23 protein-coding genes and 1 riboswitch are annotated in these 20,100 nt (G+C 67.7%); of the genes, 12 read left to right on the forward strand and 11 right to left on the reverse strand.

Going from position 1 to position 20,100, the window contains the following annotated elements:
- Positions 1-912, reverse strand: coding sequence for an HDOD domain-containing protein (locus ACLSSQ_RS10100; RefSeq protein WP_014237393.1), 912 nt, complete (start codon positions 910-912; stop codon positions 1-3).
- Positions 913-1,000: 88 nt separating this feature from the next.
- Positions 1,001-1,096: riboswitch (cyclic di-GMP riboswitch) on the reverse strand.
- Between the two features lie 70 nt (positions 1,097-1,166).
- Positions 1,167-1,508 (reverse strand): YkgJ family cysteine cluster protein, encoded by a 342-nt coding sequence (locus tag ACLSSQ_RS10105; protein ID WP_130458410.1) that lies wholly within the window; start codon positions 1,506-1,508, stop codon positions 1,167-1,169.
- Between the two features lie 383 nt (positions 1,509-1,891).
- Here ACLSSQ_RS10105 and ACLSSQ_RS10110 point away from each other — a divergent pair, with 383 nt between their 5' ends.
- Together ACLSSQ_RS10110 and ACLSSQ_RS10115 are read left to right on the forward strand one after the other, a co-directional pair.
- The gene (locus ACLSSQ_RS10110) at positions 1,892-2,485 is read left to right on the forward strand and encodes a DUF6776 family protein (protein WP_416242595.1); all 594 of its coding nucleotides are present in this window, start codon (positions 1,892-1,894) and stop codon (positions 2,483-2,485) included.
- Complete coding sequence (locus ACLSSQ_RS10115) at positions 2,482-2,931, forward strand: bactofilin family protein (RefSeq protein ID WP_416242596.1); 450 nt, start codon at positions 2,482-2,484, stop codon at positions 2,929-2,931. The genes ACLSSQ_RS10110 and ACLSSQ_RS10115 overlap by 4 nt, the downstream gene beginning before the upstream one ends.
- Positions 2,932-2,960: 29 nt before the next feature.
- Here ACLSSQ_RS10115 and ACLSSQ_RS10120 read toward each other — a convergent pair whose 3' ends face one another.
- Positions 2,961-3,923 carry a tRNA dihydrouridine synthase gene (locus ACLSSQ_RS10120; RefSeq protein WP_416242597.1) on the reverse strand — a complete coding sequence of 321 codons (963 nt, stop codon included), beginning with the start codon at positions 3,921-3,923 and terminating at the stop codon, positions 2,961-2,963.
- 151 nt (positions 3,924-4,074) lie between these two features.
- On the opposite strand from ACLSSQ_RS10120, the gene upp reads away from it, so the two are divergent.
- From upp to ACLSSQ_RS10135, 3 genes are read left to right on the forward strand one after another with little or no spacing between them, the layout of a single operon-like run.
- Positions 4,075-4,701 carry a uracil phosphoribosyltransferase gene (gene upp, locus ACLSSQ_RS10125; RefSeq protein ID WP_152089282.1) on the forward strand — a complete coding sequence of 209 codons (627 nt, stop codon included), beginning with the start codon at positions 4,075-4,077 and terminating at the stop codon, positions 4,699-4,701.
- Between the two features lie 10 nt (positions 4,702-4,711).
- The gene (locus tag ACLSSQ_RS10130) at positions 4,712-5,953 is read left to right on the forward strand and encodes a uracil-xanthine permease family protein (RefSeq protein ID WP_130458407.1); all 1,242 of its coding nucleotides are present in this window, start codon (positions 4,712-4,714) and stop codon (positions 5,951-5,953) included.
- A gap of 38 nt (positions 5,954-5,991) precedes the next feature.
- Complete coding sequence (locus ACLSSQ_RS10135) at positions 5,992-7,143, forward strand: META domain-containing protein (RefSeq protein WP_416242598.1); 1,152 nt, start codon at positions 5,992-5,994, stop codon at positions 7,141-7,143.
- 98 nt (positions 7,144-7,241) lie between these two features.
- Here the strand turns inward: ACLSSQ_RS10135 and ACLSSQ_RS10140 are convergent, their stop codons facing one another.
- Entirely contained in the window at positions 7,242-8,090 is an 849-nt protein-coding gene (locus ACLSSQ_RS10140) for a 3-hydroxybutyryl-CoA dehydrogenase (RefSeq protein WP_416242599.1), read from the reverse strand.
- Positions 8,091-8,221: 131 nt separating this feature from the next.
- On the opposite strand from ACLSSQ_RS10140, the gene ACLSSQ_RS10145 reads away from it, so the two are divergent.
- The 5 genes from ACLSSQ_RS10145 (at position 8,222) to ACLSSQ_RS10165 (ending at position 11,696) form a co-directional block, all read left to right on the forward strand.
- Positions 8,222-9,349, forward strand: a complete 1,128-nt coding sequence (locus ACLSSQ_RS10145; RefSeq protein ID WP_416242600.1) for an NAD(P)/FAD-dependent oxidoreductase — start codon at positions 8,222-8,224, stop codon at positions 9,347-9,349.
- A gap of 57 nt (positions 9,350-9,406) precedes the next feature.
- On the forward strand, positions 9,407-10,264 hold the full coding sequence (locus ACLSSQ_RS10150) for a UDP-2,3-diacylglucosamine diphosphatase (RefSeq protein ID WP_416242601.1): 858 nt from the start codon (positions 9,407-9,409) through the stop codon (positions 10,262-10,264).
- A gap of 76 nt (positions 10,265-10,340) precedes the next feature.
- Positions 10,341-10,811 carry a putative toxin-antitoxin system toxin component, PIN family gene (locus ACLSSQ_RS10155; RefSeq protein WP_416242602.1) on the forward strand — a complete coding sequence of 157 codons (471 nt, stop codon included), beginning with the start codon at positions 10,341-10,343 and terminating at the stop codon, positions 10,809-10,811.
- Positions 10,812-10,901: 90 nt separating this feature from the next.
- Entirely contained in the window at positions 10,902-11,141 is a 240-nt protein-coding gene (locus ACLSSQ_RS10160; RefSeq protein ID WP_014237381.1) for a hypothetical protein, read from the forward strand.
- 150 nt (positions 11,142-11,291) lie between these two features.
- Positions 11,292-11,696 (forward strand): YchJ family protein, encoded by a 405-nt coding sequence (locus ACLSSQ_RS10165; protein ID WP_416242603.1) that lies wholly within the window; start codon positions 11,292-11,294, stop codon positions 11,694-11,696.
- A 70-nt stretch (positions 11,697-11,766) separates the two neighbouring features.
- Here ACLSSQ_RS10165 and ACLSSQ_RS10170 read toward each other — a convergent pair whose 3' ends face one another.
- From ACLSSQ_RS10170 to yaaA, 3 genes are read right to left on the reverse strand one after another with little or no spacing between them, the layout of a single operon-like run.
- On the reverse strand, positions 11,767-12,135 hold the full coding sequence (locus ACLSSQ_RS10170) for a hypothetical protein (RefSeq protein ID WP_014237379.1): 369 nt from the start codon (positions 12,133-12,135) through the stop codon (positions 11,767-11,769).
- A gap of 54 nt (positions 12,136-12,189) precedes the next feature.
- Positions 12,190-12,663, reverse strand: a complete 474-nt coding sequence (locus ACLSSQ_RS10175; protein ID WP_014237378.1) for an AtaL-like protein — start codon at positions 12,661-12,663, stop codon at positions 12,190-12,192.
- A 3-nt stretch (positions 12,664-12,666) separates the two neighbouring features.
- Positions 12,667-13,443: a peroxide stress protein YaaA gene (gene yaaA, locus ACLSSQ_RS10180; RefSeq protein WP_014237377.1), complete on the reverse strand. Its 777-nt coding sequence runs from the start codon at positions 13,441-13,443 to the stop codon at positions 12,667-12,669.
- A 45-nt stretch (positions 13,444-13,488) separates the two neighbouring features.
- Between yaaA and ACLSSQ_RS10185 the strand changes: the two genes are divergently transcribed.
- Complete coding sequence (locus ACLSSQ_RS10185) at positions 13,489-15,564, forward strand: site-specific recombinase (RefSeq protein WP_416242604.1); 2,076 nt, start codon at positions 13,489-13,491, stop codon at positions 15,562-15,564.
- 52 nt (positions 15,565-15,616) lie between these two features.
- Complete coding sequence (locus tag ACLSSQ_RS10190) at positions 15,617-16,795, forward strand: DUF2863 family protein (protein ID WP_416242605.1); 1,179 nt, start codon at positions 15,617-15,619, stop codon at positions 16,793-16,795.
- Between the two features lie 140 nt (positions 16,796-16,935).
- On the opposite strand, the gene ACLSSQ_RS10195 is transcribed toward ACLSSQ_RS10190, so the two are convergent.
- From ACLSSQ_RS10195 to ACLSSQ_RS10210, 4 genes are all read right to left on the reverse strand, one after another.
- Positions 16,936-17,895 carry a bifunctional helix-turn-helix transcriptional regulator/GNAT family N-acetyltransferase gene (locus ACLSSQ_RS10195; RefSeq protein ID WP_416242606.1) on the reverse strand — a complete coding sequence of 320 codons (960 nt, stop codon included), beginning with the start codon at positions 17,893-17,895 and terminating at the stop codon, positions 16,936-16,938.
- A 171-nt stretch (positions 17,896-18,066) separates the two neighbouring features.
- Positions 18,067-18,405, reverse strand: coding sequence for a cell division protein FtsB (ftsB, locus tag ACLSSQ_RS10200; protein ID WP_014237373.1), 339 nt, complete (start codon positions 18,403-18,405; stop codon positions 18,067-18,069).
- A 79-nt stretch (positions 18,406-18,484) separates the two neighbouring features.
- Positions 18,485-19,768: a phosphopyruvate hydratase gene (eno, locus tag ACLSSQ_RS10205; protein ID WP_014237372.1), complete on the reverse strand. Its 1,284-nt coding sequence runs from the start codon at positions 19,766-19,768 to the stop codon at positions 18,485-18,487.
- Positions 19,769-19,807: 39 nt separating this feature from the next.
- Positions 19,808-20,098 carry a DUF1330 domain-containing protein gene (locus ACLSSQ_RS10210; protein WP_205230072.1) on the reverse strand — a complete coding sequence of 97 codons (291 nt, stop codon included), beginning with the start codon at positions 20,096-20,098 and terminating at the stop codon, positions 19,808-19,810.
- Between the last annotated feature and the right edge of the window lie 2 nt (positions 20,099-20,100).

Below are 20,100 nucleotides of genomic sequence, written 5' to 3' on the forward strand. Positions count from 1 at the left end.
CTAGCCCCGGGCGGCGATGACGTCGCCCAGTTCCTCCAGCAGTTCCGGGTACAGCTCTTCCAGTTCGCCGTCGTCGAAACCCAGGTAGGCAAAAGCCTGCTCGCCCCACAGCTGCCACTCGGACTCCTCCGCCACGCCCAGGTAGCGGGCGGCCAGGTGCTCGGCCAGCAGGGACAGGGCGATCAGGGTGCGCACCTCGGCCGGCTCCCGCTCGTCCTCCAGCAGGGTCAGGTCGTGGTGGCCGCGGATGGCGCGGACGATCTTCTCCGGCAACTGCCAATTGTGGGCCAGCATGGCGCCCACCATGACGTGGCTGGTGGCATGGCGCTCGAACTCCACCTCGGGCACCGGCAGGCTGGAATGGTTGGCGGCCATGAGGGTTTCCTTGTAGTCGGGGAAACGCTGCATGAGGATGGGAATGCCGCAGTCGTGGAAGAGGCCGAAGGTGTAGGCATCTTCCACCGAGGTGCCGGGCAGGCGCCGGGCCAGGCAACCGCAGATGGCGGCGTGCAGGTTGGAGCGTTCCCAGAAGCGCTCCATGCTGACCCCGCCGCCCTTGCCCAGGCTGCGCTGCAGCTCCAGGCCGGTGACCACCTTGAGGATGTTCTTCAGGCCCAGCACGGCCACCGCCTGCTGCACCGACTGCACCTTGGAGCGCAGGGCGAAGAAGGGGGAATTGGCAGTCTTCATCATGGACGCCGCCAGGCTGACGTCGCCGCTGATGAGACGGTTGATGCGCTGGAAATCCACGTCGTCCTGGCGCGCCTCCTCCATCAGGGAAAGGACCACGCTGGGGCACGGCGGAATGGTGACGGTACTGAGGATGCCGTTGACGGTTTCCAGCTCGATGCTGGCTGCCATGGCAAGGGGAGCGGACGCCCCCGGGGAAAGCTCCGGAACTTCAGCAAACATGACCAACCTCCCAAACTCAATGGTTAGAGGGAATACACGTGGATTGCGCCGAAGTCTCCTCGCAACCGGCCCGGGATGGCACGTTGCTTATGGCAGTCCCGCCGTCATGGAGCGCCCTTGCCGACGCCCGGTAGACCGGTGACTTTGCGCCCCCGCCTTTCGTACGGGTTTGCCTTTATCAATGGCGCCAACATTAGCACCGGGGCCGGCGGGGGGTCAATCGGGAGCGGCCCGCCAGCGCCGCGGCAAGGGTCTCAGGCAGGGTCCGCCAGGGGCGGCAAACCGTGCTTCTGCCGGGCCCGGGCGCAGGCCTCGTCGGTGATGCCCAGTTCTGCCAGGGGATTGAATTCGCGGCAGGGCGAGGGACGCTGGGCGTAACGGCTGCAGGAGACGGCCACCCCCACCTCGCCGCTGAGGGCGACGCAGCGGGGCGGGCTGGCATCTGTGCCGGCCATGCGCACCAGATGGGGCGTCACGGGCACCGTCAGGGCCAGGGGAATGCCGCCCTCCCAGGCGAAATTCCCGCCCTCCAGCTCGGCCGGATGGAAATCGACGCGGTAGGCGGCGCAGCAGGCGCCGCAGGACTGACAGACCATGACATGACTCGGATCAGAAGGGCCGCAACCGGGCCCGGGGAACGCGCCGCAAGGGTTTGCGGGCGCCCATCATACCCAAGCCCGGGCCGCTTGAAAGCAGGAACATTGGGGCAAAAAACACCGCCGGCAGCGGCCGTCCTCTCCCCCTAGGAATCACCCTAGGTAGTTTTTTTTGAAAAAAACATTTAATTTCATGGCTATGCTGCCGATATCTTGAGAAACAGCTTGAAGCATGGGGTCAATTGGGAAACAATCCGCCCCCCAAAGTCTTCTCAGCCAAGCCGAAATTCGTGCCCAGCCAGGAAGCCGCACCCTGCTGAACCGCCAAGCCATCCGGGCCGCGGTTAACTGACTGATAAAACTTTTACGACCGTTCGCGACCGATGCTGCCGACCCCCACCGTCCGGATCGAAGTCCCCAAACCCCTGTGGCACCGCGTGCTGCAGAAGCTGGCCATGGCCGGCGGCGTACTGCTGGCCTTGGCCCTGGCCTTCCGCGCCGGTCAGCATTTCCCCCTGCCTCCGGCAGCGGAGCCGGTCCCGGTGGCCATGGCCGTGCCGGCACCGCCGGAGCCCGCCGTGGCGGCAGCTCCCGCACCCCTGCCCCCGGTAGCGCCGGATGCCTCCCCGGCCGAGCAGGACGGACTGGAACTGAAGGCCTTTAGCGTGGCCCAGGACCCGGCACTGCCGGGCCAGTTGCGTTACCGCCTGACCCTGGCCAATAGCGGCCGCAAATTCAACGGCACCCTGCAATTCGTAGTGGCCGGAGAACAAGAGGGCAAACCGGCGACCTGGCGCTATCCCGCCGCCGGCGATGCCCCGGACCCGAAGTTGAAAGTGGAAGTCAGCCGTTTCCTCAGAACTGCAGGTGTCATCCCCCTACCGGACGGCTTCACGCCGCGCAACGTCACGGTAGATCTTCTCGAACCCAGCGGGGTTCGCTTGAGCCAACAGACAAGGATGGGACGTACATCATGAAAAATTCCAAACCCCTGCGCTTCGGCGCCAACGGTCTGCCCGACGTCGCCATGAAGGGCGTCATCCCCACCGGTACCACGGTCCACGGCGAAGTCGATTTCTGCGGCGGCCTGTGGGTGGACGGCAACGTGCGCGGCGACCTGCGCGGCAAGGAAGGCGAGACCCCGGTCATCGTGGTTAACCAGCAGGCCTTCGTCAAAGGCCACCTGCTGGCCGACCACGTGGTGGTCTATGGCACCGTCAGCGGCAATATCGAGGCCCGGGAAACCCTCTTCCTCGGCCCCACCGCCAAGGTCAAGGGCGGCCACGTGCGCTACGGCGAGCTGACCATCAGCGAGGGCGCCACCCTCACCGGGCATCTGGTGTGCAACAGGGTGGCCGAGGTCCAGGTCGAGCAGGACGAAGCGGCTCCCTGCCGCGTCACCAAGGTGCGCTCCACGGGCTGAGCGCCCATGGCTGGCGCCGGACCTCGGCCTCAGGCCACCGGCGCGGGCAGGATGCCGGCGGCAGCCAGGCCGGCCTCCACCGCGGCGCAGTCCCGGGCGGGGCGGATGCGCTGATACAGGGCTTCGGCTTCGGGCCAGGTCCGCCGCAGCAATCCCAGCCACAGCTTGATGCGCCCCGGACAATGCCGGGGTTCCAGTTTGGCGGTGACCCGCCGCCAGAAGTCGGCCAGGACCGGCTCCACCACCGCCCAGGCCTCGGCACCGGCAATCGCCTCTCCCTTGATGCGCCGCGCCAGCAGCGGATCGGCCACCGCGCCGCGGCCGAGCATGACGTCGGCACAGCCCGAAACCTCCCGGATTTCCTCCCAGTCGGCCACGCTCCACACCTCGCCGTTGGCCACCACCGGCACCGCCACCGCCTCGGCGATGCGGGCGATCCAGTGCCAGTGGGCCGGCGGCGTGTAGCCCTCTTCCTTGGTCCGGGCATGCACCACCAACTCGGCGGCGCCGCCCGTGGCCAGGGCCAGGGCGCAGTCCAGGGTGCGGGCTGTGTCCTTCACCCCCAGGCGCATCTTCGCTGTCAGCGGCACTTGCGGCGGCATGGCCCGGCGCACCGTGGCGACGATGGTATGCAGCAGTTCCGGATCGTTGAGCAGGATGGCGCCGCCGCCGTGGCGATTGACCATGGGCGCCGGACAGCCGAAGTTGAGGTCCACCGCCAGGGGGCCGAACTCTGCCGCCCGGGCGGCGTTCTCGGCCAGGCAGACGGGATCGGAACCGAGCAGCTGGATCGCCACCGGCGTGCCGGCGCCGGTGCGGCCGGCGTTGTCCAGTTCCGGCGCCATGCGGCGGAAGGCGCGGGCGGGCAGGAGGGCATCGGTGACGCGGATGAACTCGGTGACGCACCAGTCGTAACCGCCGATGGCCGTCAGCACCTCCCGCATCACGTCGTCTGCCAGGCCCTGCATGGGGGCCAGCGCCAGTCTTGCCATGTCGCTGATTTACCGGAAAAAAGAGGGCGTATTCTACCCAAGGCGCAGCCGCCCGGCGCAGGAAATGTCCGGAATCTCCGCGGCGCCACGCGCCAGGGACACGCCAATGGATTATCCTTGCGCGGTTTGCCCCCGTTTTTACGAGATCACCATGGCCGTCATCGAAGTCCAGCATCCCCTGGTCCAGCACAAAATCGGTCTCATGCGCGCCGCCGACATGAGCACCAAGAAATTCCGCGAACTCACCGCCGAACTGGCCCGCCTCCTCACCTACGAAACCTGTCGCGACTTCGAAGTGGAAAGCGTCACCATCGACGGCTGGGCCGGACCGGTGGAAGTGCAGCGCCTGAAGGGCAAGAAGGTCACCGTGGTGCCCATCCTGCGGGCCGGCCTGGGCATGCTGGACGGGGTCCTGGACCTCATTCCCAGCGCCAAGGTGAGCGTGGTGGGCATCGCCCGCAATGAGGAAACCCTCATGCCGGAACCTTATTTCGAGCGCTTCGTCGGCTCCCTGGACGAACGCCTGGCCCTCATCATCGACCCCATGCTGGCCACCGGCGGCTCCCTCATCGCCACCATCGACATGTTGAAGCGCAAGGGCTGCGGCCACGTCCGCGCCATCTGCCTGGTGGCGGCGCCGGAAGGCATCGCCAAGCTGCAGGCCGCCCACCCCGATGTGGACGTCTATGTGGCGGCCATCGACAGCCACCTCAACGAGCACGGCTACATCATCCCGGGCCTGGGGGATGCGGGCGACAAGATTTTCGGCACCAAGTAAGGCGGCGACCATGACCCAGAAACCCGATCCGACCTGGCGCACCGCCCTTTCCGGCGCCCAGATTCTCTTCGTCGCCTTCGGCGCCACCGTGCTGGTGCCCCTGCTCACCGGCCTCAACCCCAGCCTGGCCCTGCTCGGCGCCGGCGTCGGCACCCTCATCTTCCAGATCTGCACCAGGCGCCAGGTGCCCATCTACCTGGGTTCCTCCTTTGCCTTCATCGCCCCGGTGATCTATTCGGTGCAGACCTGGGGCATGCCCGCCACCCTGGGCGCCCTGGCCTCCGCCTCCTTCTTCTACTACGTCGCCGCCGCCCTGGTGAAGTGGCGCGGCGTCGGCCTCATCCACCGCCTGCTGCCGCCGGTGGTGATCGGTCCCGTGGTCATGGTGATCGGCCTGGGCCTGGCCCAGGTGGCGGTGAACATGGCCACCGGCAAGGCCGGCGAGCAGCAGGTGGTGCCCTACGACACGGCCCTGGCGGTAGCCGCCATCGCCCTGGTGGCCACCATGCTCACCGCCATCCGCGCCAGGGGCCTGCTCAAGCTGGTGCCCATCCTGGTGGGCGTGGCCGTGGGCTATGTGGCCGCCTTCTTCTTCGGCATCGTCGATTTCACCAAGGTGCATGAGGCCGCCTGGCTGGCCGTGCCCCAGTTCGGCAGCCCCGAGTTCAACCTGGCCGCCATCCTCTTCATGATTCCCGTGGCCATCGCCCCCATCGTCGAGCACGTGGGTGGCATCCTGGCGGTGGGCTCGGTGGTGGGCAAGGACTACACCCAATCCCCCGGCCTGCATCGCACCCTGCTGGGGGACGGCCTGGCGGTCAATGTGGTGGGCCTCTTCGGCGGCCCTCCGGTGACCACCTACGGCGAGGTCACGGGCGCCGTCATGCTGACCCGCAACTACAACCCGGTGATCATGACCTGGGCCGCCGGCTTCGCCATCCTCATGGCCTTCGTCGGCAAGTTCGGCGCCCTGCTGCAGACCATTCCCATGCCGGTCATGGGCGGCATCATGGTGCTGCTGTTCGGCTCCATCGCCGGCATCGGCCTGAAGACCCTGATGGATGCCCGCACCGACCTGATGAATCCGCGCAACCTGTGCATCGTCTCCGTCACCCTGGTCACCGGCATCGGCGGCCTGAGCGTCACCATCGGCAGTTTCAGCCTGCAGGGCATCAGCCTGTGCGGCGTGCTGGCGGTGCTGCTCAACCTGATCCTGCCCCAGGCGCCGGAAGGCACCGATCCGGCCATCTGATCCCTCCCAACCGTCCTGCCATCCGCACAAGGAAAGCCATGGGTCATCCGTCAAAACCTGCCGTCCCGACCTCCTGCCGCCCCTTTCAGCCTCTCCGCCTCGTCCTCCTGGGGCTGGGCCTGGGTTGGGGCCTCGCCGCCCAGGCGGCGCCGCCGGCCCTGCCCGCCACCTACATCGGGGAAATGCCCTGCGCCAATTGTGTCGGCGTGGATTGGCAGCTGGACCTGGAGGCGGACCACAGCTTCCAGCTGAGCCAGGCCTACCGGGGCAAGGGCGTCACCGCTGCGGTGCGCCGCAACGGCCGCTGGAGCCTGGATGCCAAGGGCGACGTCATGACCCTGGAAGCCCCCGGTAGCGACAGCACCCGCCTTTCCGTGCAAAACCCGGAACGCCTGCGTCTGCTCGACGGCGAGAGCCGCTCCATCGCCAGCCGCCACAACTACGAACTGGTGCGTCTGCCCCAGGCCCTGCCGGCCCGGGTCTCGGGCACCCTCACCGGCCTCTACAGCCGCCAGGGCAAGGAAGGCAGCATCCGCCTCTGCGCTCCGGGCTCGCCCCAGTTCCCCGTCGCCGCCGAAGCGGCCTACGGGGTCCTGGAGTCGGCGGCCGGCAAGCTCGGCCGGGAGGTGGGAGAAGACCAGCTGGTGCGCTTCGCCGGCCACCTGGCAAGCCGTCGCGACGGCCAGGTCAAGGTGGTGGTGGACCGTTTCTACGGCGTCTGGCCCCAGGCCGGCTGCCCCGGCAGCGACGCCGTGGCAGCAGCCCGGCCGGCCGCCTCCCCGGCGACGGCCAAGGCAGGTGCCGGCGGCACCGCCAGCCCGGCGGCAGCGTCGGCGCCCCTGCCCCTGGTCGGCACCACCTGGCGCCTGGTACAGCTGGACGGCAAGCCCCTCAGCCGCCACCGGGGCAACCTGGCGCCCCACCTGCTGCTCCAGGCCGACGGCCGGGTCAGCGGCGCCGGCGGCTGCAACAGGATTCTCGGCAGCTACGAACTGAAGGGCCAGCGCATCGGCTTTTCCCAGATGGGCGGCACCCTGATGGCCTGCATGCACCACATGGACGAGGAGCAGGCCTTCCTCAACGCCCTGGGCTGGGCGCAAAGCTGGCAGATCAGCGACCGCCACCTGCTGCTGCGGGACGGCGACGGCAAGGCCATTGCCGTGTTCCAGGCCGGCAGCGTCGGCAAGTAAAAGCGGCAGGCAAAAGAAAAGGCGGCGGGGAGTCAGACTCCCCGCCGCCTTTTTTTACGACCGCAGCCCGGCTGCGCTCAGGCCATGGCGACCGCGGCTCAGTAGGTGTAGAAGCCCTTGCCGGTCTTGCGGCCCAGGTAACCGGCTTCCACCATTTCCACCAGCAGGGGGGCGGGGCGGTACTTGGGATCCTTGGTGCCTTCGAACAGCACCTGCATCACGGCCAGTTCCACATCCAGGCCGATCATGTCGCACAGGGCCAGGGGGCCGATGGGGTGGTTGCAGCCCAGCTTCATGGCGTCGTCGATGGCGGCCGCATCGGCCAGGCCTTCGCCCAGGGCGAAGATGGCTTCGTTGATCATGGGGCAGAGCAGGCGGTTCACCACGAAGCCCGGGCTGTTCTTCACTTCCACCGGGGTCTTGCCGATGGCCTTGGACAGGGTTTCCACGGCGGCGTAGGTGGCATCGGAGGTCTGCAGGCCGCGGATCACTTCCACCAGGGCCATCATCGGCACCGGGTTGAAGAAGTGCATGCCGATGACCTGGGCGGGACGCTTGGTGGTGGCGGCCAGCTTGGTGATGGAGATGGAGGAGGTGTTGGAGGCGATGATGGCCTCGGGCTTGGCCAGCTCGTCCAGCTGCTTGAAGATCTTGGTCTTCAGTTCGAAGTTCTCGGTGGCGGCCTCGATGATCAGGTCCACACCCTTCAGGGCGGCCACGTCGGTGGCGGTCTGGATCTTGGCCAGGGCGGCGGCCTTCTGCTCGGCCGTCATCTTTTCCTTCTTGATCAGGCGGTCCAGGCTGCCGGAAATGGTGGCCACGCCCTTCTGCACGGCGGCCTCGGAAATGTCGGTCAGGATGACGTCAAAGCCGGAGACGGCGAAAGCCTGGGCGATGCCGTTGCCCATGGTGCCGGCGCCAACGATACCGATAGTTTTCAGTTCCATGTATGTCCCTCTGCAAGCGTTGTGGGTAATTTCCATACCGTGACGTATGGCGAACCGCTACTCTACCGCAGTGCACCGCAGCAATCCAGCCCTCGGCTAGAATCCGCCGATCCAGTGACAGAAAGCGGGCGATGACGGAACGGACGGGAGCGGTGGTGATCGGCGCCGGGGTGGTGGGCCTGGCCTGCGCCCGGGAACTGGCGCGGCGCGGCATCGACACGGTGATGGTGGAAAAGAACGCCGCTTTCGGCCAGGAGACCAGCGCCCGCAACAGCGAAGTCATCCACTCCGGCCTCTACTACCCGAGCGGCTCCCATAAGGCGGCCCTGTGCCTGCGGGGGCGGGAACTGCTCTACGAATTCTGCTGCACCCACCAGGTGGCCCACCGGGCCTGCGGCAAGCTCATCGTCGCCACCTCGGCGACCCAGGAAGCCGACCTCGACGCCCTACAGCGCCAGGGCGAGGCCAACGGCGTGACGGACCTGTGCCGTCTCGACGCCGCCCAGGCCCGGGCCCTGGAACCGGCCCTGCGCTGCAGCGCCGCCCTGCTCTCTCCCGCCACCGGCATCGTGGACAGCCACGGCTTCATGCTGGCCCTGCTGGGCGAAGCCGAAAGCGCCGGCGCCGCCCTGGCCCTGCGCAGCCCCTTTCAGAGAGCCCGGCGCCACGGCGGCCTCTGGCGGATCAGCATCGGCGGCGAAGCGCCCCTGGAACTGGACGCGGCCATCCTGATCAACGCCGCCGGCCTGCACGCCACCCAGGTGGCGGCCGGCATCGAAGGGCTGGCCCCGACGGCCATTCCCCCGGCCCATTACGCCAAGGGCAACTACTACGCCCTGGCCGGCCGCGCCCCCTTTTCCCGCCTGGTCTATCCCCTGCCCGAGCCCGGCGGCCTGGGCGTGCACCTGACCCTGGACCTGGGCGGCCAGGCCCGCTTCGGCCCGGATGTGGAATGGCTGGCGACCCGGGACCCGCAAGCCCTGGACTACCGGGTCGATCCCCGCCGCGCCGACGCCTTCTATGCCGAAGTGCGGCGCTACTGGCCGCAGCTGCCCGACAACGCCCTGCAGCCGGCCTACAGCGGCGTGCGCCCGAAAATCAGCGGCCCCGGTGCGGCGGCGGCGGACTTCTGTCTGCAGGGGCCGGAGCAGCACGGACTGGCCGGCCTGATCAACCTGTTCGGCATCGAATCCCCGGGTCTCACCGCCTCCCTGGCCATCGCCGAAGCCGTCGCCGCCGAACTGCCCGGGCTTCACTGAAACGCCGTCGAAACGTCACAAGACCGTCATTTTCGGCCGGCACACTTGCGTCCAACCATGCCGCAAGTACGAGCCATCTTCATCTCCGACATCCACCTGGGCACCCGGGCGTGCCAGGCGGACCGCCTCCTCGATTTCCTGCGCGAACACCCCTCCGAATATCTGTACATGGTGGGCGACATCATCGACTTCTGGTCCATGAGCCGCGGCGTGTACTGGACCACGGCCCAGAACACGGTGGTGCAGAAGGTGCTGCGCCGGGCCCGCCACGGCGACAAGGTGGTGCTGATCCCCGGCAACCACGACGAGGCCCTGCGGGAGCACGACGGCACCGACTTCGGCGGCATCCAGGTACGCAACGAGCACATCCACACCACCGCCGCCGGCCAGCGCTTCCTGCTCATCCACGGCGACGAGTTCGACCAGGTGACCCGCTACCACCGCTGGGTCGCCGTCCTCGGCGACATGGCCTACAACACCCTGGTGCGCATCAACACCAGCCTCTCCTGGATCCGGCGCCGGCTCGGCATGAGCGGCTACTGGTCCCTCGCCGGCTACGCCAAGCGCAAGGTCAAGACCGCCATCAACTTCATCTTCGACTTCGAGGACTCGGTCATCCGCGCCGTGCGCGAACGGGGCCTGGACGGCGTCATCTGCGGCCACATCCACTGGGCCGCCCTGCGCCCCATGGACAGCGTCACCTACATCAACTGCGGCGACTGGGTGGATTCCTGCACCGCCATCGTCGAACACCTGGATGGCAGCCTGGAGCTGGTGGAATGGGGCAATGCCCGTCCCGCCCAGGCCCGCCAGCCCCTGCTCGACGGCTTGGAGGGCAAGCCGGAAGGCACGCCGATAGTCGATCTCCCGGACCTGCCCCTGCCCGTGCCCGGGCTCACCCGCTCCGGCGAATAGGCAGGCCGGGACGGCCGTCGCCGGCGCCCCTCCGGTAGAATGGCGCCCTCCGCCGCTCTGGACCTGCCCCGCCGCCATGCCCGCCACCGATTACCCGTCCGTACCCCAACGCTGGGTGCTGGACACCAACGTGGTCCTCGACCTCTACATGTTCGAGGAGCCCTCGGTGCAGCCCCTAGCCCGGGAACTGGCTGCCGGCCGGGCCGTGGCCCTGGCCAACGGCGCCACCCTGGACGAACTGGCCCGGGTGCTGGCCTATCCCCAGTTCAAGGTGGAGCCGGCACGGCAGGCCGCCATCTACGCCGCCTACTCCGCCCTGGCACAGCGCCAGCCGGACGACGTGACAGCGCCGCCCCTGCCCAAATGCCGGGACCGGGACGACCAGAAGTTCATCGAACTGGCGGTCACCGCCGGCGCCCACTGGCTGCTCTCCAAGGACAAGCTGGTGCTCAAGCTGGCCCGCCGCCGCAGCGCCCTGGGCCAGTTGCAGATACTCACCCCCCAGGCCGCCCTGGCGCGCCTGGCGGCCCCGCCGGAAGCCGCCTAGGGACTGGCCTGCCGCCCGCCGGCGAAAATTCTCCTGGCCGCCGTCGCAAATAGGCCTATGATTTAAGTGTTATCTCGCAGGAGTCATCCCATGGTTCAGGCAGTCAGCAGTCAAAGCAGCTCCCTCCAGACCCAGCAGTTGCAGCAGACCCAGCAAACGGCCGAGACCCGCCAGGTCGAGCGCAAAGAGCAGGAAAGCAAGGCCGAGGATCGCCGGGAGCCGGTGGAGGAATCCACCAAGGTCAGCCTGGGGCAGCAAGGCCCGTCCGGCAGCGTTGCTCCCAGCCGGTCGCCGACCCAGATGTACGCCTCCGTCGCCGGCATGATGTAAGGCTTTACGCCGCCGCCAGCGCTGCCGCCCATGGGCGGCAGTGTCGTTTCTGCCTTTGCAGTTGGCCCAATCGACCTTGCGCCTGACGCGGCAGCACTTGCCCTGCCGCTTTTTCATTCCGCCCACTCTGCCTTTCCCCGCCTGCTCCCCATGTCCAAGCCCGCTCCCGTTCACACCTGTCCCTGCGGCTCCGGCCAGCCCTACGCCCGCTGTTGCGGCGTCTATCACGGCGGCCAGCCGGCAGGGACGCCGGAGGCCCTGATGCGCTCCCGCTACAGCGCCTACGCCCTGGGCCTGAGCGATTACCTGGTGGCCACCTGGGCGGCGGAAACCTGCCCGCCGGACCTGGATGCCCGCACCCCGCCCCAGCCCAAGTGGCTGGAGCTGACGGTGCATGAGGCCAGCCAGGAAGGGGACCAGGACGGCTGCTGGGGCCGGGTCCGCTTCACCGCCCGGGGCAAGGACAACGGCCGCGCCTTCCGCATGGGCGAAACGAGCCGCTTCCAGCGCCGGGACGGCCGCTGGTTCTACGTGGATGGGGAAGTGACGCTCTAGGGCGGAATAAAAAGGCCCGGGAAACTTCCCCGGGCCTGGTGCGATTTCGTTGCCGTGGGAGACTGCTGCCTCAGTAGCAGACCACCAGCTTGCCGTTGGGGCTGCGACAGTAGGTGACGCCGTCGGGACCGATGACGGAAGTGCCCTTGCCGTCCTTGTGGGGCTGGTAGTAGCGGTAGCTGGGGCTGCGCGGCGCCGTGCGGGCGCCGGGAACCGTGGGCAACGGCTGCACCCCGGTGGTGGGAATGCCGGGCGTGGCGTTGCCCTGCTCGATCACCGTGCCCATCGGCGGCGCCTTCTTGTAGGGGTAGAGGGTCTGGCCGTCCCCCAGTTCGATGGATTGCTCCTTGGGCATCTGGTAGATCTGGGTGCTGTTCTGGGCCTGGGCGGCCGTGGCCAGCAGCCCCAGGACCAGGGCGGTGCAGATGCGTGTGTTCATGGCGCGCCTCCGTCGAAATAGGCTTGCGGGATGGATGAAATTCATGCCTTCAGTCTAGTGGGTGGCGCGGGCCATGGCCAGTTCCCGGATCACCGCCAGGGTGTCCAGGTCTGCCGCATGGTAGGCCGCCCGGATGTAATCCACGTAGGCGACGGCCTCCGGGTCGTCCCCCGGCTCGGCGAAGGAAGTCTCGTAGGTGAAGCGCAGGAAGAGGCGCCCCGCCTCCGGCTCCTCGATGCGGATGGTGAGGCTGCCGCCAGCATGCTGGGCCGTGCGCCGGGTCTCGAAGCAGACCCACTCGGCCTCCACATAGCTGGCCCGGTCCCGCACCTCGGCGGCGCCGAAGACCAGCAGTCGCTCCACCGCCCCCGCTTCCCGGGAGAGGATGCGGCATTCCACCATGCCGGGCAGGAAGGGCACCGAATCCTCCACCCGGGCCATGAGGCCGGCCCACAGGTGCTCCCGTTCCAGGGTGAAGGCCAGGGGATTGTCCGGATCGTTCACTTCCACCAGATGTTCGAAACGCATGCCTTAAGCCTCCACCCGGCGCCGGAAAATATAGGTGTCCGCGTCGGAAATCTCGGGGACGAAGGCGTAGCCGTCCACATTGAAACCCTGCAGCCCTTCCGGCTGGGTCAGGCCGTGGCTGGCGGCATAGCGCACCATGAGGCCCCGCGCCCGCTTGGCGTAGAAGCTGATGATCTTGTAGCGGCCGCCCTTCCAGTCCTCGAAGACGCAATTGACGACGCGGGCCTTGAGGGCCTTGGGCCTGACCGCCTTGAAGTATTCCTCGGAAGCCAGGTTCACCAGCACTGCCGGCCCCGACTGGGGCATGGCGGCATTGAGGGCCTGGGTGATGTCCTCGCCCCAGAAGGCATAGAGGTCCTTGCCCGCGATGTTGCTCAGCTTGGTGCCCATTTCCAGGCGGTAGGGCTGGATCAGGTCCAGGGGCCGCAGCAGGCCGTAGAGGCCGGAGAGAATGCGCAGGTGCTGTTGACACCAGGCCAGGCCAGCGGGCGGCAGGGAGGCGGCATCCAGGCCCTCATAGACGTCGCCGTTGAAGGCCAGCAGGGCCTGCTTGGCATTGGTCGGGGTGAAGGGCGGCGCCCATTCGGCGTAGCGGGTGACGTTGAGCACGGCCAGGGCGTCGGAGATGTCCATCAGCCGGGACAGCTCCGCCGGCGACAGTTCCCGCAGGCGCTGCACGAGGACGGCGGAACGCTCCAGGAAGTCGGGCTGGGTATATTCCGCCGTCACCGGCGGAGTGTCGAAATCCAGGCTCTTGGCCGGGGAGATGACGAAAATCATGGCAAAATCTTCTACCGGAAAGTCAAAAGGACGAATTAGAACATTATGACACGCTCCCTTTCCCCCCAGCCCCTGGAAACCCTGCTGCAGCGCCTCTGCGACCTGGCCGCCAACCCCGACGGCGACCTCCTGTCCCCCCTCATCGAACTGGTGGACGCCCTGCGTCCCGCCGACAGCGACGACACGGCGGCCGCCACCCAGGCCCTGCACGCCCTCTGCTACCTGCTGCAGACCCGCCCCGAGCTGCGGGACGGCCTGCGCCTGGCCCTGCTGCGCCTCTTCGCCGAGAAAAAACAGGTTTCCCTCTATGTGGATGCCGGCGTCTTTCCCAACACCGGCTTCTTTTCCGAGACCGCCCGCCGCCTCTCCCGCACCCTGCTGCCCGACGTGGTGGCGCCCGAATACCTGAAAGACGTGCTCGGCCTGCTGTTCCCCGAGCCGGACGACGAGGTGTGGGTGGACGGCATCGCCGACGCCGAATGGCTGGCCCTGTTCACCCTGCTCGACCTGGGCCGCAGCAGCGTTCGCGGCGCCCCCATGGCGCCGGCCCTGGCCCAGCTGCTGGAAGGCCTGCTGGTCATTTCCTACCGCATCAGCGCCATCGGCCTGGAACCGGAACTGCTGCGGGTGGAACCAAGCATCGAGAACTTCGAGTCCCCCTTCCTGGCCCAGAACGCCGAGATGCTGCGCTTCCTCAAGCAGTTCGAACAGTGGTGGCGGGAGCCGGAATTTGCGGCGGAGGACGACCGCCAGCTGCTGGTGCTGTTCGACCAGTGCCGCGGCATCGGCGACCGCATCCGCAACCGGGCCGCCCGGGAAGGCACCAGCCTCTCCCTCACCTTCCACCTGCAGCGGCTGCGCCAGCACCTGGAGCGGGCCGAGGCCCTCCTCGCCGTCCTGCGCCAGTTGCGCCAGGAACGCTGCCTGCAGGATGCCCTGCCGGCCCTGGTGACCCTGTTCAAGCAGCTGGTGCGGGCCGAGTGCCGCAAGAACGACCTGGGCACCTACTGGCGCCAGAACATGGAACTGCTGGCCCGCCGCGTCACCGAGAATGCGGGCCGCACCGGCGAGCACTACATCACCGAGAGCCGCAGCGAATACTTCGCCCTCCTGCGCTCGGCCCTGCTCGGCGGCTTCGTCATCGCCTTCATGGCCCTCATCAAGCTGGAACTGGCCAAGCTGCACCTGCCGCCCCTGACCGAGGCCCTGGCCTTCTGCCTCAACTACGGCCTGGGCTTCGTCCTCATCCACATCCTCCATGGCACCGTCGCCACCAAGCAGCCGGCCATGACCGCCAACGCCATCGCCGCCAGCATCGACGAAGCCACCGGCCCCGGCGGCAACGCCACACCGCGCAACCTGGACAACCTGGCCGGCCTGGTGGCCCGCACCTGCCGCAGCCAGATCGCCGCCATCATCGGCAACGTGGGCCTGGCCATTCCCATGGCCATGCTCATCGCCTTCGTCCTCGGCAGCATGGGCGGCACGCCCTTCATCGGACCGGAAAAGGCCCACCACCTGCTGGCCGACGTGCATCCCTGGCACAGCGGCGCCATCCTCTACGCCGGCGTGGCCGGGGTCTGCCTGTTCCTCGCCGGCCTCATCGCCGGCTATTACGACAACCTGGCCGCCTACAACCGCATTCCCCAGCGCCTGCTGCAGCTGGAATGGCCCCAGCGCCTGTTCGGCGAAGCCCGCATGCGACGGGTCGCCGCCTATGTGGAAAACAACCTGGGCGCCCTGGCCGGCAACTTTTTCTTCGGCTTCCTCCTCGGCGGCATGACCGCCATCGGCGTACTCTTCGGCCTGCCGGTGGACATCCGCCACATCGCCTTCTCCTCCGCCTACCTGGGTTATGCCGCCGTCGCCCTGGACTTCGCCGCCCCCTGGCAGGAACTGGCCCTGGCAGGCCTGGGCGTGGCCCTGGTGGGCATGGCCAATCTCGGCGTCAGCTTTGCCCTGGCGCTGTATGTGGCCCTCAAGGCGCGCCAGGTCTCCTTCGCCCAGGGGCGTCGCCTGATCGCCAGTCTGTTCGCCCGTTTCCGGCAGGCCCCCCGGGAATTCCTCATGCCGCCTCGTCCCCAGGACACAGAAGAATCCCGGGACCAGCCCGCGGGTTGATAGAATTACGGCTTCGCCCGCTTTGTTCCGGCACCTCGAGCAGTTCATCACCATGAAACGACCCCGCTTCGGCTCCCGCTCCCGCGTCTCCCGCGATGTCTCCCAACTCTCCTGGCTGGCCACCGGCCTCGCCGAATCCGGCGGCAAGCTGGAGGATGCCTTCTGGGAAGCGCGCCTGGCGGCCCTGGTGGAGCAGCTGCTGGCCGACGGCAACGAGGAGGAACTGACGGCGGCCCTGGACCGCCTCTACGAAACCAACGCCCAGGCCCACGACGAGCTGGCGGACATGGTGGAATCCCGGGCCGAGTCGTGCCTCATCAGCCACCAGGGCCAGGACTACGACGTGCTGCTGGTGGCGGCGCCGGTGCTGGCCTGGTCCCGCTTCGGCATTCCCACCGCCAACATCCCCGCCGACACCCTGGCCGCCCTCAAGGCCCAGCTGTGCGGCCACGTCCTGGCAGCCGAGGCCCGCGTCGCCGTGGTGGATTTCCTCTTCAGCCCGGACCAGCTGCCCCGCAGCTACAGCGACACCTACCGCCTCACCAACGAGCTGGGCCGCTGCGCCCTGGCCGTCCAGGACATGGCCCTGGACACCCGGGAAATGCCGGAGACCAACCGTTTCCTCTCCGACACCCGCTACCTCCTGGCCGCCATCGCCGTGCCCCGCCACAGCCCCCTCTTCTACTGGCACGAGGTGGAAGGCAACCGGGAAGTGGCACGCCAGCAGTGGCGCCAGCAGGGCGGCGCCGCCCTGGAGCCCCTGCTCACCGGCTGCGCCTACGAGGCCCTGCTGCCCGACGCCTACCATGCCGCCTGCCGCCAGGCGGACAAGGATTCCCGGCCCTATTCCCTGCGCGCCTCCGTCGCCTTCCTGCAGACCGTCATGGGGGTCGAGCCGGCCTCCCTGCGCGTGGCCATCGGCCCCTTCCACGACCAGCGCCTGGAAGAATACCGCCTCGGCTTCTCCCTCCAGTCCCAGGCGGACAAGGTCATCCACGGCGTCGTCTGGGCCCTCATCGGCACGGAGGACGAAAACAGCGAATCCGTCGCGGAAATGGAAGCCGTGCTGCGGGAATGCGGCGTCACCGACATCGTGGTGCACGACCACCGTTTCCCCTTCGAATTCTGCGACGACTGCGGCGCGCCCCTCTATCCCAATGGCGAGGGCGAGCTGATGCACACGGAAATGCCGGAAGAACAGGCGGAACAGCCGCCGCGCCTGCTGCACTGAGCCCCCCGGCAAGACCTCCGGATAGCTGAACGGCTGCCCCCTTCCAAACGGGGGCAGAGGCGCTCCGCAGCCCCGCTCCTCAGCCCGCTCCTCAGCCCCGCTTCTCAACCCATTTCGCCGGCCGGCGGCGCCCCTGGGGCTTACCCCGCGACGCCCGGGCGGACAAACAGCTGCTCCGTCACCGTCTCGCCCCACTGCCGGCCCTGGCGCTCCTCCCCCAGCACGAAGCCCCTGGCCTCGTAGAGATGGCGAGCCGCCTCGAGACCGGCAAAGGTCCACAGCCGGGTCTCGGCAAAGCCGTAGGCATCGCAATGGGCCAGCGCCGCCTGCAGCAGACGTTGGCCGACACCCCCGCCGCGCACCGCCCCGTCGACGATGAACCAGCGCAGATGGGCGAGGCCGGGCCCCAGATCCTCGCCGTCGATGGCCACCGAACCGACGATACGCTCCCCCTGCAAGGCGACCCACAGGCCGTTGCCCGGGCGCTGCAGCCGCCCGCAGAACTCCGCCAGGCCGGTCGCCACCTGGCTTTCGAAATACTGGCCGAAGCCGGCGTGGCGGGCGTAGAAAAGCCCGTGCATCTCGGTCACCCGGCCGATCACCCCAACCCGATAGCCCGGACAGATCCGCACCGGGGAAATGACCGCCCCGGCGGCGCCGCTGCGCGCCTGGGCGAGGGCCCGGGCATAGGCTTCGAGCCCGGCGTGGACCAGTCCGCGGGCCTCCGGCGCCATGTGCTGCAGCGCCTCCTCCACCTGCCGCCGGCCATAGGCCTCCACCGCTGCCAGGGTGCGACGGCCCCGGGCCGTCAAAGACAGATTCTTGATGCGGCCATCGTGATCGCTCACCGTCTCCGTCAGTTCGCCGGCATCCACCAGCTTGCGCAGCATGCGGCTGACGCTGGACTTGTCCAGGCCGAGACAGGCGGCGATGGCCGCGGCACTCATGCTGCCGTGCTTGCCCAGTTCGATGAGGGCATGCACGGCGGAGGCCGGGTAGTCGGTGGCAGCCAGGGTCGCCTGCATGAATCCCAGTTCCCGCACCATCTGGCGCGAGGCGGCGCGGATGCCATCCACCAGGGCCTGTTCCGGACCTGCCATGTCGCCTCCCGATGGGCTGAAATATGGTTGCACTATACAACCATTGCGACGCCAAGCCCATTGCTGCCGGAGAGGACGGCAATGGCCGGGCTGCCGCCGACCGACTGCAGCAGCGGCGCCGAGCAAAAAAAAGGCAGCCGGATGGCTGCCTTTCCTTGTGCTGCACCGCGACTAGCGGGAGGCCCGGGCCTTCTTCGCCGGCGGCACTTCCGGTGCCGGCTCGGCAGGGCGTTCCGGCGCCTTCTCCGGCAACTGCACGAAGACCTCGTCGCCCTTGATCATGCCCAGCTCGAAACGGGCCCGTTCCTCGATGGCGTCGTAACCCTGCTTCAAATCCCGCACTTCCGCATCGAGGCCGCCGTTGCGCACTTCCAGCTTGCGGTTGGCGTCCTTCTGCTGCTGCAGTTGCCGGTCCACGTCCCAGACTTTCAGCCAGCCGCCCTTGCCCAGCCACAGGGGATACTGGAGCAGGGTGATGAGGGCGATGAGTCCGATGGTGAGCCAGCGCATGGAATGGGGGGATTGGTGAGATCGGGCGATAGTCGGATGCGAAAAGGGCCGGGATTGGAACTTCCCGGCCCTGTCGGCCTTACTTCAGGTTATAGAAGGTTTCGCGGCCGGGGTAGGAGGCGGTATCGCCCAGGTCCTCTTCGATGCGCAGCAGCTGGTTGTACTTGGCGATGCGGTCGGAGCGGGACAGGGAGCCGGTCTTGATCTGGCCGGCGTTGAGGCCCACGGCGATGTCGGCGATGGTGCTGTCTTCGGTCTCACCGGAGCGGTGGGAGATGACGGCGGTGTAGCCGGCGCGCTTGGCCATTTCCACGGCGGCGAAGGTTTCGGACAGAGTACCGATCTGGTTGATCTTGATCAGGATGGAATTGGCGATGCCCTTGTCGATGCCTTCCTTGAGGATCTTGGTGTTGGTGACGAAGAGGTCGTCGCCGACGATCTGCACCTTCTGGCCCAGACGCTCGGTCAGCAGCTTCCAGCCGTCCCAGTCGCCTTCGGCCATGCCGTCCTCGATGGAAACGATGGGGAACTGGTCGGCCAGGTTGGCCAGGTAGTCCACGAACTGGGCGGAGGTCAGCTGCAGGCCTTCACCGGCCAGGTGGTACTTGCCGTCCTTGTAGAACTCGGAAGCGGCGCAGTCCAGGGCGATCAGCACATCCTGGCCCGGGGTGTAGCCGGCGTTCTCGATGGCCTGCATGCACAGCTGGATGGCTTCGGCGTGGCTGCCCAGGTTGGGAGCGAAACCGCCTTCGTCGCCCACGGCGGTGGAGAAGCCCTTCTTGTCCAGCAGCTTCTTCAGGGCGTGGAAGATTTCGGCGCCGCAGCGCAGGGCTTCGCGGAAGGTGGAAGCGCCCACGGGCATGACCATGAATTCCTGGATGTCCAGGCTGTTGTTGGCGTGGGCACCGCCGTTGATGATGTTCATCATCGGCACCGGCATCTGCATCGGGCCCATGCCGCCGAAGTAGCGGTACAGGGGCAGGCCGGCTTCTTCAGCGGCAGCCTTGGCCACGGCCATGGAGACGGCCAGCATGGCGTTAGCGCCCAGGCGGGACTTGTTTTCGGTGCCGTCCAGGTCGATCAGGGTCTTGTCGATGAAGGCCTGTTCCTGGGCGTCCAGGCCGATGATGGCCTCGGAGATTTCGGTGTTCACGTTCTCGACGGCCTTGAGCACGCCCTTGCCCAGATAGCGGCCGGCTTCGCCGTCGCGCAGTTCGATGGCTTCGCGGGAACCGGTGGAGGCGCCGGACGGCACGGCAGCACGGCCCATGACGCCGGATTCCAGCAGCACATCGACTTCAACGGTGGGATTGCCGCGGGAATCCAGGATTTCGCGGGCGACGACATCAACGACAGAGCTCATGTTTCTCCCTTTGCTCTTAAAAGTTGCAAACTAAAAACTTCAAACACCCTGGACGACGAGCATGTTCATGTCCGCCGCCTCTTGTCTTGCTGCACGAGCCGCCCGGTATTCGGGGGAATCGTAGAATTTCTTGGCCTGCTCCACGCTCTCGAACTCCACCACCACAAGCCGCGGCGGCTTGCTCCAGCCCCCTTCCAGCACCTCGCTGGCGCCGCCCCTTACCAGGTAGCGGCCGCCGTACTGGGCGATGGCGGTCTGGGCCAGCTGCTTGTAGGTCTCGTAGGCCACCGGATCGGTGACGCTGGCTTCGGCGAGGAGGTAGGCGGCCATGG

The organism is Azospira sp. APE16 (assembly GCF_047901315.1).
Taxonomy (GTDB): Bacteria; Pseudomonadota; Gammaproteobacteria; order Burkholderiales; family Rhodocyclaceae; genus Azospira; species Azospira oryzae.

Excerpts from the sequence above, each read along its gene's own strand:
- ACLSSQ_RS10100 (WP_014237393.1), bottom strand. The coding sequence starts at position 912 with ATGTTTGCTGAAGTTCCGGAGCTTTCCCCGGGGGCGTCCGCTCCCCTT.
- ACLSSQ_RS10105 (WP_130458410.1), bottom strand. The coding sequence starts at position 1,508 with ATGGTCTGTCAGTCCTGCGGCGCCTGCTGCGCCGCCTACCGCGTCGAT.
- ACLSSQ_RS10110 (WP_416242595.1), top strand. The coding sequence starts at position 1,892 with ATGCTGCCGACCCCCACCGTCCGGATCGAAGTCCCCAAACCCCTGTGG.
- ACLSSQ_RS10115 (WP_416242596.1), top strand. The coding sequence starts at position 2,482 with ATGAAAAATTCCAAACCCCTGCGCTTCGGCGCCAACGGTCTGCCCGAC.
- ACLSSQ_RS10120 (WP_416242597.1), bottom strand. The coding sequence starts at position 3,923 with ATGGCAAGACTGGCGCTGGCCCCCATGCAGGGCCTGGCAGACGACGTG.
- upp (WP_152089282.1), top strand. The coding sequence starts at position 4,075 with ATGGCCGTCATCGAAGTCCAGCATCCCCTGGTCCAGCACAAAATCGGT.
- ACLSSQ_RS10130 (WP_130458407.1), top strand. The coding sequence starts at position 4,712 with ATGACCCAGAAACCCGATCCGACCTGGCGCACCGCCCTTTCCGGCGCC.
- ACLSSQ_RS10135 (WP_416242598.1), top strand. The coding sequence starts at position 5,992 with ATGGGTCATCCGTCAAAACCTGCCGTCCCGACCTCCTGCCGCCCCTTT.
- ACLSSQ_RS10140 (WP_416242599.1), bottom strand. The coding sequence starts at position 8,090 with ATGGAACTGAAAACTATCGGTATCGTTGGCGCCGGCACCATGGGCAAC.
- ACLSSQ_RS10145 (WP_416242600.1), top strand. The coding sequence starts at position 8,222 with ATGACGGAACGGACGGGAGCGGTGGTGATCGGCGCCGGGGTGGTGGGC.
- ACLSSQ_RS10150 (WP_416242601.1), top strand. The coding sequence starts at position 9,407 with ATGCCGCAAGTACGAGCCATCTTCATCTCCGACATCCACCTGGGCACC.
- ACLSSQ_RS10155 (WP_416242602.1), top strand. The coding sequence starts at position 10,341 with ATGCCCGCCACCGATTACCCGTCCGTACCCCAACGCTGGGTGCTGGAC.
- ACLSSQ_RS10160 (WP_014237381.1), top strand. The coding sequence starts at position 10,902 with ATGGTTCAGGCAGTCAGCAGTCAAAGCAGCTCCCTCCAGACCCAGCAG.
- ACLSSQ_RS10165 (WP_416242603.1), top strand. The coding sequence starts at position 11,292 with ATGTCCAAGCCCGCTCCCGTTCACACCTGTCCCTGCGGCTCCGGCCAG.
- ACLSSQ_RS10170 (WP_014237379.1), bottom strand. The coding sequence starts at position 12,135 with ATGAACACACGCATCTGCACCGCCCTGGTCCTGGGGCTGCTGGCCACG.
- ACLSSQ_RS10175 (WP_014237378.1), bottom strand. The coding sequence starts at position 12,663 with ATGCGTTTCGAACATCTGGTGGAAGTGAACGATCCGGACAATCCCCTG.
- yaaA (WP_014237377.1), bottom strand. The coding sequence starts at position 13,443 with ATGATTTTCGTCATCTCCCCGGCCAAGAGCCTGGATTTCGACACTCCG.
- ACLSSQ_RS10185 (WP_416242604.1), top strand. The coding sequence starts at position 13,489 with ATGACACGCTCCCTTTCCCCCCAGCCCCTGGAAACCCTGCTGCAGCGC.
- ACLSSQ_RS10190 (WP_416242605.1), top strand. The coding sequence starts at position 15,617 with ATGAAACGACCCCGCTTCGGCTCCCGCTCCCGCGTCTCCCGCGATGTC.
- ACLSSQ_RS10195 (WP_416242606.1), bottom strand. The coding sequence starts at position 17,895 with ATGGCAGGTCCGGAACAGGCCCTGGTGGATGGCATCCGCGCCGCCTCG.
- ftsB (WP_014237373.1), bottom strand. The coding sequence starts at position 18,405 with ATGCGCTGGCTCACCATCGGACTCATCGCCCTCATCACCCTGCTCCAG.
- eno (WP_014237372.1), bottom strand. The coding sequence starts at position 19,768 with ATGAGCTCTGTCGTTGATGTCGTCGCCCGCGAAATCCTGGATTCCCGC.
- ACLSSQ_RS10210 (WP_205230072.1), bottom strand. The coding sequence starts at position 20,098 with ATGGCCGCCTACCTCCTCGCCGAAGCCAGCGTCACCGATCCGGTGGCC.